Genomic DNA, 10816 nt, shown 5'->3' with positions numbered 1-10816 from the left:
CGGCGGGGCGGGGGCGCGGCGCGGCGAAGGCGCGGCACGGGCGAAGGCGCGGGCGGAGGCACGGGCGGAGACACGGCACGGCACACGCGAGGCCGGGGGCCGGCCGGCACCGCAACGCGGCACACCCGAGGCCGCCTCTCTACGACTTCGCGTCAGGAGCGGTGCCCCGCCGGACCGTGCCGGGGTATGAGCGAGGGCCGCCCCCACGACGTCGCGTCGGGGACGGCCCACCGGACCGGGGCGAGGGCCGGGCCCTCAGCCCAGCTTGCTCACGTCCCGCACGGCGCCCTTGTCCGCGCTGGTGGCCATCGCCGCGTAGGCGCGCAGTGCGGCCGACACCTTGCGCTCGCGGTTCTTCGGGGCGTACACCCCGCCCAACGCCTGCTCGCGGCGCGCCAGTTCGGCCTCGTCGACGAGGAGCTCGATCGTGCGGCCCGGGATGTCGATGCGGATGCGGTCGCCGTCCTCGACCAGGGCGATCGTGCCGCCGGAGGCCGCCTCGGGCGAGGCGTGGCCGATCGACAGGCCCGAGGTGCCGCCGGAGAAGCGGCCGTCGGTGATCAGGGCGCAGGTCTTGCCGAGGCCGCGGCCCTTGAGGAAGGACGTCGGGTAGAGCATCTCCTGCATACCGGGGCCGCCCTTGGGGCCCTCGTAGCGGATGACGACGACGTCGCCGTGGGTGATCTGCTTGTTGAGGATCTTCTCGACGGCCTCCTCCTGGGACTCGCAGACCACGGCCGGGCCCTCGAACGTCCAGATGGACTCGTCGACGCCGGCCGTCTTGACCACGCAGCCGTCCACGGCCAGGTTGCCCTTCAGCACCGCCAGGCCGCCGTCCTTGGAGTACGCGTGCTCGGCGGAGCGGATGCAGCCGCCCGCCGCGTCCTGGTCGAGGGCCTCCCAGCGCTCGGACTGGGAGAACGCCTCGGCGGAGCGGACGCAGCCGGGTGCCGCGTGCCACAGTTCGACCGCCTCCGGGGAGGGGGAACCGGCGCGCACGTCCCAGGTCTTCAGCCAGTCGGCGAGGGACGGGCTGTGCACCGCGTGCACGCCCTCGTTCAGCTGGCCGGCGCGGTGCAGTTCGCCGAGGAGGGCGGGGATGCCGCCGGCGCGGTGCACGTCCTCCATGTAGTACGTGCGGTCCTTCGCCACGTTCGGCGCGACCTTCGCGAGGCAGGGCACCCGGCGCGAGACCTCGTTGATCTCCTCCAGGCCGAACGGGACGCCCGCCTCCTGGGCGGCGGCGAGCAGGTGGAGGATCGTGTTGGTGGAGCCGCCCATCGCGATGTCGAGGGCCATGGCGTTCTGGAAGGCCGCGAAGGTGGCGACGTTGCGCGGCAGGACCGTCTCGTCGTCCTGCTCGTAGTAGCGGCGGGTGATGTCCATCACCGTGCGGGCGGCGTTCTCGTACAGCGCCTTGCGGGCGGTGTGGGTGGCGAGGACCGAGCCGTTGCCCGGGAGGGACAGGCCGATGGCCTCGGTCAGGCAGTTCATCGAGTTGGCGGTGAACATGCCGGAACAGGACCCGCAGGTCGGGCAGGCGTTCTCCTCGATACGGAGGATGTCCTCGTCCGAGATCTTGTCGTTCACGGCGTCGGAGATCGCGTCGACCAGGTCGAGGGTGCGGACCGTGCCGTCGACGAGCGTGGCGCGGCCGGACTCCATCGGGCCGCCGGAGACGAAGACCGTGGGGATGTTCAGGCGCAGGGCCGCGTTGAGCATGCCCGGGGTGATCTTGTCGCAGTTGGAGATGCAGATCAGGGCGTCCGCGCAGTGCGCCTCGACCATGTACTCCACGCTGTCCGCGATCAGGTCGCGGGAGGGCAGGGAGTACAGCATGCCGCCGTGGCCCATCGCGATGCCGTCGTCCACGGCGATCGTGTTGAACTCGCGGGGGATGCCGCCGGCCTCGGTGATCGCCTGGCTGACGATCCGGCCGACCGGCTGGAGATGGGTGTGGCCCGGCACGAACTCCGTGAAGCTGTTGGCGACCGCGATGATGGGCTTCCGGCCGATGTCCGCGCCGGGTACACCGGAGGCGCGCATAAGGGCGCGGGCGCCCGCCATGTTGCGGCCGTGGGTGACTGTGCGGGACCTCAGCTCGGGCATCGTCGCTCGCTCCTTCGGGGACTGCGGGGACTGCGATCAGAGACTTCTGACTGGTAACGAGCGTACGCCGGTCATCCAGGGGGCGGACACGTTGTCCGGAATGCGGGACGCACGTCTCAGGGGGTACGGCCGTTCGGGGCGGGGCGGGAGCGTCAGCGCCGTCCATGGTCCGGCCGCGGCTCCCGGCGCGCGGGAGGTGCGGGTCAGGGACCGGTCAGGTGTCCCTGCACCACCGGCGCCAGGCGCGCGATGACCTGCTCCACGTCCGCGGACGCCAGCGGCTCGACCTTGATCACGTACCGCAGCAGGGCCGCCCCCACGAGCTGCGCGGCCGCGAGTTCGGCGCGCAGTTCCGCGTCGGGGAGTTCCAGCTGCGCGGCGATGCGGCGCAGCAGCTGTGAGGCGATCAGCCGGCGGAAGACGGCGGCCGCGGTCTCGTTGGTCACCGCGGAACGGACGATCGCCAGCAGCGGCGCGCGCGTGCTGGGGTTCTCCCAGATGCCGAGGACGAAGCGGGCCAGACGCTCCCCGACCGCGTCGACGGGACCGTCGGCGAGTGCCTCCGGCGCGTTCAGCGCGGGCGCGAAGGCGACCTCGATGGCCGCCTCGAAGATCCGTTCCTTGGTGCCGAAGTAGTGGTGCACCAGGGCCGGGTCGACGCCGGCGGCCTTCGCGATGCCACGCACGGACGTCTTCTCGTAGCCCCGCTCGGAGAACTCCTCACGGGCCGCGTTCAGGATGCGGTCGCGGGTGTCGGCGGCTTCCGTGCGAGGGGGCCGGCCACGCCTGCGGGCGGTCACGCCGGTCACCGCCGGGGCACTTTCACCGCGGACGCCAGGTGCAGGCGCGTGAAGGCCAGGGCCTCGGCGAGGTCGGCCTCCCGCTCCGCGCCGGACATGGCGCGACGGGTGTTGACCTCGATGACGACATGACCGTCGAAGCCGGTCAGGGCGAGGCGTTCCAGCAGTTCGGCGCAGGGCTGCGTGCCGCGGCCCGGGACGAGGTGCTCGTCCTTGGCGGAGCCCCTGCCGTCCGCGAGGTGGACGTGACCGAGGCGGTCGGCCATGCGGTCGATCATCTGCATGGCGTCGCTGCGGGCCGTCGAGGTGTGGCTGAGATCGATCGTGAAGTGGCGGTAGTCGTCCTTCGTCACGTCCCAGTCGGGCGCGTACGCGAGCATCTCGCGGTCCTTGTAGCGCCAGGGATACATGTTCTCGACGGCGAACCGCACATCCGTCTCGTCCGCCATCCGCCAGATCCCGGTGACGAAGTCGCGGGCGTACTGGCGCTGCCAGCGGAACGGCGGGTGGACGACGACCGTGGTCGCGCCGAGCTTCTCGGCCGCCGCGCGGGCACGCTGGAGCTTGACCCACGGGTCGGTGGACCACACGCGCTGGGTGATGAGCAGGCAGGGAGCGTGTACGGCGAGGATCGGGATCTGGTGGTAGTCGCTGAGCCGGCGGAGTGCCTCTATGTCCTGGCTGACCGGATCGGTCCACACCATGACCTCGACGCCGTCGTACCCGAGGCGCGCGGCGATCTCGAAGGCCGTCGCCGTGGACTCCGGGTAGACGGAGGCCGTGGACAGCGCGACCTTCGCATCCGGGATGCGCACGACTGGTTTTGCCACGGGGGCTAGCGTACGGGGTGCGGTCGGGGGGATGCGGGGCGTCCACCGGCCGTTGTGGCGTTCCCCACGGCCGCGCGCCCCCCGGACGCGCCGGTGCCGCCCACGCGTTGGGGAGCACGGCGTGGCGGTCGCAGACCCGGGGAGACGGTGATGGGGCGCCATCGGCTCCGACTTCGCGCAGGCGGTCGTACGGTGTCATGGGCCGGCGATCGGAAGGCCGGTCGTCGGGCGCCACGGGTGACGGCGGCCGGTCAGGCCGATCCCATGTGGTCCAGGCGGCGCAGGATCACGCCCTCACGCAGGGCCCACGGGCAGACCTCCAGGTGCTCCACGCCGAAGAGGTCCATCGCGCCCTCCGCGACCAGGGCGCCCGCCAGGAGCTGGCCGGCGCGGCCCTCGGACACCCCGGGGAGTTCGGCGCGTTCGGCGGTGGTCATGCCGGCCAGTCGCGGGACCCAGGCTTCCAGGGACTCCCGCTTCAGCTGGCGTTGGACGTACTGGCCGTCGGCGGAGCGGGCGGCACCGGCGAGGCGGGCCAGCTGCTTGAAGGTCTTCGACGTGGCGACCACGTGGTCGGGGGCGCCGAAGCGGGCGAACTCGCCGACGGTACGGGCGATCTGGGCGCGGACATGCCGGCGCAGGGCCCTTATCGCCTCCGGGTCGGGCGGGTCACCGGGCAGCCAGGCGGCGGTGAGGCGGCCCGCGCCGAGCGGCAGCGAGACCGCCGCGTCGGGCTCCTCGTCGATGCCGTATGCGATCTCCAGGGAGCCGCCGCCGATGTCGAGGACGAGCAGCTTGCCCGCGGACCAGCCGAACCAGCGGCGGGCGGCGAGGAAGGTGAGCCGGGCCTCCTCCGCGCCGGTCAGGACCTGGAGCTCGACGCCCGTCTCGGCCTGCACGCGCGCGAGGACGTCGTCGGCGTTGCTGGCCTCGCGCACGGCGGAGGTCGCGAACGGCAGCAGGTCGACGACGCCCTTGTCCTCGGCGGCCTGCAGCGCGTCCCGGACGACGTTGACGAGTTTGTCGACGCCCTCGGGGCCGATGGCCCCGGCGTCGTCGAGCAGCTGGGCGAGGCGCAGCTCGGCCTTGTGCGAGTGCGCGGGCAGCGGGCACGCGCCGGGGTGCGCGTCCACCACCAGCAGGTGCACCGTGTTCGATCCCACGTCGAGGACACCGAGTCTCATGCACGGAACGCTACTGCCAGCGGAGCCCCCGGCCGTCCCCGGAGCGGCTTCCGGCGACTTACCCTGGACGGGTGCCAAAGACGAAAAAGGCGAAGACCGACATTTCGACCGACGGTCCCGGGCAGGTGCCGCCGGTGAAGCCGTCGAAGAAGTCGAAGAAGGCCCTGGCAGCCGACGAGAAGGGGCTCGACTTCGCGCGCGCGTGGGTGGAGTTTCCTGATCCGGCGGACGAGGAGCAGGTCTTCCGCTGCGACCTGACATGGCTGACCTCCCGCTGGAACTGCATCTTCGGCAGCGGCTGCCAGGGCATCCAGGCGGGCCGCGCGGCGGACGGCTGCTGCACCCTGGGAGCCCACTTCTCCGACGAGGACGACGAGAAGCGGGTGGCGGACCATGTGTCCCGGCTCACGCCGGACCTGTGGCAGAACCACGACGTGGGCCGGGCGACCGGCTGGGTGTCGGAGGACGACGAGGGGTCGCGGCAGACCCGCCCCTACGAGGGCTCGTGCATCTTCCAGAACCGGCCCGGTTTCGCCGGCGGCGCGGGCTGCTCGCTGCACATCCTGGCGCTCAAGGAGGGCCGGGAGCCGCTGGAGACCAAACCGGACGTCTGCTGGCAGCTGCCGGTGCGGCGCACCTACGAGTGGATCGACCGGCCCGACGACACCCGCGTGCTCCAGGTGTCGATCGGTGAGTACGACCGGCGCGGCTGGGGCCCCGGCGGCCACGACCTGCACTGGTGGTGCACGTCGGCGACCTCGGCGCACGGCGGGGGCGACCCGGTGTACGTGTCCTACCGGCCCGAGCTGACCGAACTCATGGGCAAGGCCGGCTACGACCGCCTGGTCGAGCTGTGCGAGGAGCGCCTGGCCGCACAGCTGCCCCTGCTGGCCCCCCACCCGGCGGACCCGGCCGGCTGATCCGGCGGACGGGGGCGGGCGTTCGCACCCGGGGTGCGGGCGCTCACGAGCCGTACGGCCGCCGCCGTCTGCCCGCGGTCACCCGTCGGACGGGCTCGGGTCTTCGCCGTCGTCGGAGGGCGGGGGCGAGGTGTCCGGGGTGGTCGGGGCGGTGTCGCTGGGGGTCGGGTCCGGGGGCGGGGAGGACGGCGGCTCGCTCGGCGTCGGGTCGGCGGACGCCGAGGCCGTGGCGGTCGGGCCGGGGCCGGACGGGTGCGGGCCGCCGTGGCCCGGACCGCCCGGGTGGCCCGGGTGGGTGCCCGGTCCGGAGGGGCTCGGCGCGGTGCCGTAACCCTCGATGGAGACGACCGCGGCGGCCGGTGCGACCGCCACGCGCGCGCTCCAGTGCCCGGCCGGCTCGCGCAGGTGGTCCACGTACACCTTGATCGTCAACGTGTCGCCCGGGGCGAGGGTTCCCGAGGACCGGCTGAGGTACAGCCAGGGTGCCGCCGTGGTCGCGGACCAGCGGACCGGGGCGGAGCCGGTCGCCCTGAGCGTGACCAGCGTGGTGTCCCCGCTGTTGCCCGCCGACACGTCGAGCCGGCCGGCGTCCTTGCGGCCGGCGCCGTTGACGCTGACGACCTCCACCGACACGTCGGGGGTGTCCTTCCCGGCGAAGCGGCCGCCGGGACTGGTGCTGGCGTTGCCCGCGTTCTCGTAGCCGCCGGTCGGCGCCTCGCCGTCGAGGCTGTCGGGGCCACGGGCCTCGCTGGCGGTGGCCGGGTGACCGTCCTTGCCGTCCCCGGCGGGCTCTCCCCGGTAGGCGGCCCACAGGGCGAGCACCGGGGCGGCGACGACGGTGGCGACGACCGTCGTCGTGACGGCACGCGCGCGGAGCCGGTCCCTGCGGGCGGCCCGGTCCTTGGGGTCCATCGGGAAACCACGCCGGTCGAAGCGCGGGGCGGCGCTGCCCCGCGCGCGCGGGACGTGCGTCATGGCCACGTGCAGGGCCGCGCGGGGCGCCTCCAGGACGGGCAGTTCGGCCGGGGTGACTCCGGCGCCGGGCCAGCGGCCGGGGATCGCGCGCTCGGCGCTGCGGCGGCAGCGCGGGCAGTCGTCGACGTGCCGGACCAGCTCGCGGCGCACGGCCGTGCTGAGCACGAACTGGTGGTCGCCGGTGAGGCGCGTCACACCCGGGCAGGAGCCGGTCTCGACGACGGCGAGGGCCGCGCGGGTGCGTTCCACCTCGCAGGCGGCGGACGCGAGCAGTTCGCGGGCCGCGGTGAGGCCGGTGCCGAGGACGGCGGCAACCTCGTGGGCCGCGAGGTGGTGGCGCACCGCGAGTTCGAGTGCCTCGCGCTGCTCCGGGGTGGTGCCGGCGGCCTCGGGCCAGGCGAGCAGGGCGAGTTGGCTCCGGCGCTGTTCCCGGACCTCGGCGGAGACCGGCGGGGCGGCGGGCTGCGCGGCCCGCTGCCGGTCGGGGCCGTGGCCCGAGGCGTGCGTGCCCTGACGTTTCTGCTTGGCCTCGGTCAGCTTGCGCAGACAGGCCCAGCGGGCCAGCGCGTACAGCCAGGCCCTGCGGTCACCGGACGCTTCCGGGCCGCGGCGGCGCCCGGCGAGCGCGAGGACGTCGCCCAGGGCGGCGGTCGCCGCGTCGTGGTCGCACAGCACGGACAGGCAGTAGGTGAACAGGCCGTCCAGATACGGCTCGTCGCGCGCGGGCGGCCGCTGCGCGAGCGTGCGCGCGGCACCACGGTCACGCGCCTCCCGGTGCGCCCGATGTGCGCCGGTGGTGCGGGTCGAGGTCTCCGGACTGCTGCTCATCATCCGTGGACCGTAGGCGGCCCGCGTCGGCCCCTTCCTCCCCCTTGAGCACATTTAATTCGTACGGGTGAAACGATCCCTCATAAGGGGACATGAACCGGCGGTGCGCTGGCTCGTTCTTGACGGCGGGTGGCCGGTTCACAGGGGGTGCCCTGTCGGATCGTGCCCGTTGATGGGGTGGGGAAAGCGCGCGGTCGGCGGCCCGGTGACGGGCTCGTGCCCGCGTTGTCAGTGGTGGCGGTTACGGTTCGGTCCATGGCTGCCCGTACGAAGACCACCAAGGACCGGCCGTCCTACCGCTGCACCGAGTGCGGCTGGCAGACGGCCAAGTGGCTCGGCCGCTGCCCCGAGTGCCAGGCGTGGGGGACGGTCGAGGAGTACGGCGCGCCCGCCGTCCGTACGACGGCCCCCGGTCGCGTGACCACCTCGGCGGTGCCCATCGGGCAGGTCGACGGCCGGCAGGCCACCGCCCGCCCGACCGGCGTGCCCGAGCTGGACCGGGTGCTGGGCGGCGGACTGGTGCCCGGCGCCGTCGTGCTGCTCGCGGGCGAGCCCGGCGTCGGCAAGTCGACCCTCCTGCTCGACGTGGCGGCCAAGTCGGCGAGTGACGAACACCGCACGCTGTACGTCACGGGTGAGGAGTCGGCGAGCCAGGTGCGGCTGCGCGCCGACCGCATCCACGCCATCGACGACCACCTGTACCTCGCCGCCGAGACCGATCTGGCGGCCGTCCTCGGGCACTTGGACGCGGTGAAGCCGTCGCTGCTGATCGTCGACTCCGTGCAGACCGTGGCCTCCCCGGAGATCGACGGCGCCCCGGGCGGCATGGCGCAGGTGCGGGAGGTGGCCGGGGCGCTGATCCGGGCCTCCAAGGAGCGCGGGATGTCCACCCTGCTGGTGGGCCATGTCACCAAGGACGGCGCGATCGCCGGACCCCGCCTGCTGGAGCACCTTGTGGACGTCGTCCTGAGCTTCGAGGGCGACCGCCACGCGCGTCTGCGGCTCGTACGGGGAGTCAAGAACCGCTACGGCACGACGGACGAGGTCGGCTGCTTCGAGCTCCACGACGAGGGCATCACCGGCCTCGCCGACCCCAGCGGCCTGTTCCTGACCCGGCGGGCCGAACCGGTGCCGGGCACCTGCCTGACCGTCACCCTGGAGGGCCGCCGCCCCCTGGTGGCCGAAGTGCAGGCACTCACCGTCGACTCGCAGATCCCCTCCCCCCGGCGCACCACGTCCGGCCTGGAGACCTCCCGCGTCTCGATGATGCTCGCCGTCCTCGAACAGCGCGGCCGGATCAGCGCCCTGGGCAAAAGGGACATCTACTCCGCGACGGTCGGCGGTGTGAAGTTGTCGGAGCCGGCCGCCGACCTGGCGATCGCCCTCGCGCTGGCGTCGGCCGCGAGCGACACCCCGCTGCCCAAGAACCTCGTCGCGATCGGTGAGGTGGGCCTCGCCGGCGAGGTCAGACGGGTCACGGGCGTCCAGCGCAGGCTGTCCGAAGCACACCGTCTGGGCTTCACCCACGCCCTCGTACCGGCCGATCCCGGCAAGGTCCCGTCGGGTATGAAGGTGATGGAAGTCGCGGACATGGGAGAGGCCCTGAGCGTCCTTCCGCGCTCGCGTCGCAGAGAGGCCCCACGGGACGGCGAGGACCGCCGGTAGACTTTGCCCTGGTCTCGCCCGTCCGTACGAACCACATGTGCGAAACGGAGCCCCCCAGAACCTGCGACCGGAGGAGTGCAGTGGCAGCCAACGACCGGGCAGCAGCTCCCGGAAAATCCGGTGGGAGTTCCGGTGCCGATGGCCTGATGCGCGCCTCACTGAGTGCCGTGGCACCCGGCACGGCACTGCGCGACGGCCTTGAGCGGGTACTCCGCGGCAACACCGGTGGTCTCATCCTGCTCGGCTCCGACAAGACCGTCGAGTCCATGTGCACGGGTGGATTCGTCCTGGATGTCGAGTTCACCGCGACCCGCCTGCGCGAACTGTGCAAGCTGGACGGCGGCATCGTGCTGTCCTCGGACCTGTCGAAGATCCTGCGGGCCGGCGTGCAGCTGCTGCCGGACCCGACGATCCCGACCGAGGAGACCGGCACCCGGCACCGCACCGCGGACCGGGTCAGCAAGCAGGTCGGCTTCCCCGTCGTCTCCGTCTCCCAGTCGATGCGCCTGATCGCGCTGTACGTCGACGGGCAGCGCCGTGTCCTGGAGGACTCGGCGGCGATCCTGTCCCGCGCCAACCAGGCGCTGGCCACACTGGAGCGCTACAAGCTCCGCCTCGACGAGGTCGCGGGCACACTGTCCGCGCTGGAGATCGAGGACCTGGTCACCGTCCGGGACGTCTCCGCGGTCGCCCAGCGCCTGGAGATGGTGCGCCGCATCGCCACCGAAATCGCCGAATACGTGGTTGAACTGGGCACGGACGGCCGCCTTCTGGCCCTCCAGCTGGACGAGTTGATCGCGGGTGTCGAGCCCGAGCGGGAACTGGTCGTGCGGGACTACGTGCCCGAACCCACCGCCAAGCGCTCCCGCACGGTCGACGAGGCGCTGTACGAGCTGAACGCCCTGGCACACGCCGAGCTGCTCGAAATGCCCACGGTGGCCCGCGCGTTGGGTTACACCGGCTCCCCCGAGGCGCTGGACTCGGCGGTGTCCCCGCGGGGCTTCAGACTGCTGGCGAAGGTGCCGCGGCTGCCGGGCGCGATCATCGACCGGCTCGTGGAGCACTTCGGCGGACTGCAGAAGCTCCTCGCGGCGAGCGTGGACGACCTCCAGGCGGTCGACGGCGTCGGCGAGGCCAGGGCGCGCAGTGTCCGCGAGGGCCTGTCCCGGCTGGCGGAGTCCTCGATCCTCGAACGGTACGTCTGAGCACCGGGCCGTCCTTCCGGTACGCCGCCCGCGAGGTGTGACCGCCCCGCGGGCAGCCACCCGGCCTCCCGGGCCCCGGGGCGTCCTCCGGCGGGACCGTCCGGGGGCCGCTGCCGGCCGCTCCGGCCGTTCTCGGTCGCTGCCAGTCGTTCCCGCCGGAGCGCTCCTGGTCGTTTCCTAGTGCCGTGACCGGAAAGGTTCACCGGCTCATCCGCGAACTGCCCATCACCGCCGAAGCACTGCTCTGAGCTCCCGGGTGGCCGGTGTACCCCACAACACGCGGCTACCCGGGTACCAGGG

General features: G+C 73.0%; 8 protein-coding genes. 3 read left to right on the top strand and 5 right to left on the bottom strand.

The window, feature by feature from the left end; genetic code table 11:
- Positions 1-255: 255 nt before the first annotated feature.
- From ilvD to ABZT03_RS41245, 4 genes are all read right to left on the bottom strand, one after another.
- Positions 256-2109, bottom strand: coding sequence for a dihydroxy-acid dehydratase (gene ilvD / locus ABZT03_RS41260; protein WP_356048940.1), 1854 nt, complete (start codon positions 2107-2109; stop codon positions 256-258).
- Between the two features lie 203 nt (positions 2110-2312).
- Positions 2313-2918 carry a TetR family transcriptional regulator gene (locus ABZT03_RS41255; RefSeq protein ID WP_356048939.1) on the bottom strand — a complete coding sequence of 202 codons (606 nt, stop codon included), beginning with the start codon at positions 2916-2918 and terminating at the stop codon, positions 2313-2315.
- On the bottom strand, positions 2915-3739 hold the full coding sequence (locus tag ABZT03_RS41250) for a sugar phosphate isomerase/epimerase (RefSeq protein WP_356048938.1): 825 nt from the start codon (positions 3737-3739) through the stop codon (positions 2915-2917). Before ABZT03_RS41250 ends, ABZT03_RS41255 begins: the two co-directional genes overlap by 4 nt.
- Positions 3740-3990: 251 nt before the next feature.
- On the bottom strand, positions 3991-4923 hold the full coding sequence (locus ABZT03_RS41245) for a Ppx/GppA phosphatase family protein (RefSeq protein WP_356048937.1): 933 nt from the start codon (positions 4921-4923) through the stop codon (positions 3991-3993).
- Between the two features lie 125 nt (positions 4924-5048).
- Here ABZT03_RS41245 and ABZT03_RS41240 point away from each other — a divergent pair, with 125 nt between their 5' ends.
- Positions 5049-5843 (top strand): hypothetical protein, encoded by a 795-nt coding sequence (locus ABZT03_RS41240; protein WP_356048941.1) that lies wholly within the window; start codon positions 5049-5051, stop codon positions 5841-5843.
- A gap of 78 nt (positions 5844-5921) precedes the next feature.
- On the opposite strand, the gene ABZT03_RS41235 is transcribed toward ABZT03_RS41240, so the two are convergent.
- On the bottom strand, positions 5922-7649 hold the full coding sequence (locus ABZT03_RS41235; protein ID WP_356048936.1) for a hypothetical protein: 1728 nt from the start codon (positions 7647-7649) through the stop codon (positions 5922-5924).
- Positions 7650-7901: 252 nt separating this feature from the next.
- On the opposite strand from ABZT03_RS41235, the gene radA reads away from it, so the two are divergent.
- Positions 7902-9311 carry a DNA repair protein RadA gene (radA, locus tag ABZT03_RS41230; protein WP_356048935.1) on the top strand — a complete coding sequence of 470 codons (1410 nt, stop codon included), beginning with the start codon at positions 7902-7904 and terminating at the stop codon, positions 9309-9311.
- Positions 9312-9391: 80 nt separating this feature from the next.
- A complete protein-coding gene (gene disA / locus ABZT03_RS41225) occupies positions 9392-10516 on the top strand; it encodes a DNA integrity scanning diadenylate cyclase DisA (RefSeq protein WP_356048934.1) in 1125 nt (374 codons plus the stop codon).
- Positions 10517-10816 lie beyond the last annotated feature (300 nt).

It is taken from the genome of Streptomyces sp. NPDC005574 (assembly GCF_040605435.1).
Taxonomy (GTDB): domain Bacteria; phylum Actinomycetota; class Actinomycetes; order Streptomycetales; family Streptomycetaceae; genus Streptomyces.
This window is presented reverse-complemented; position numbering and strand designations above follow the sequence as displayed.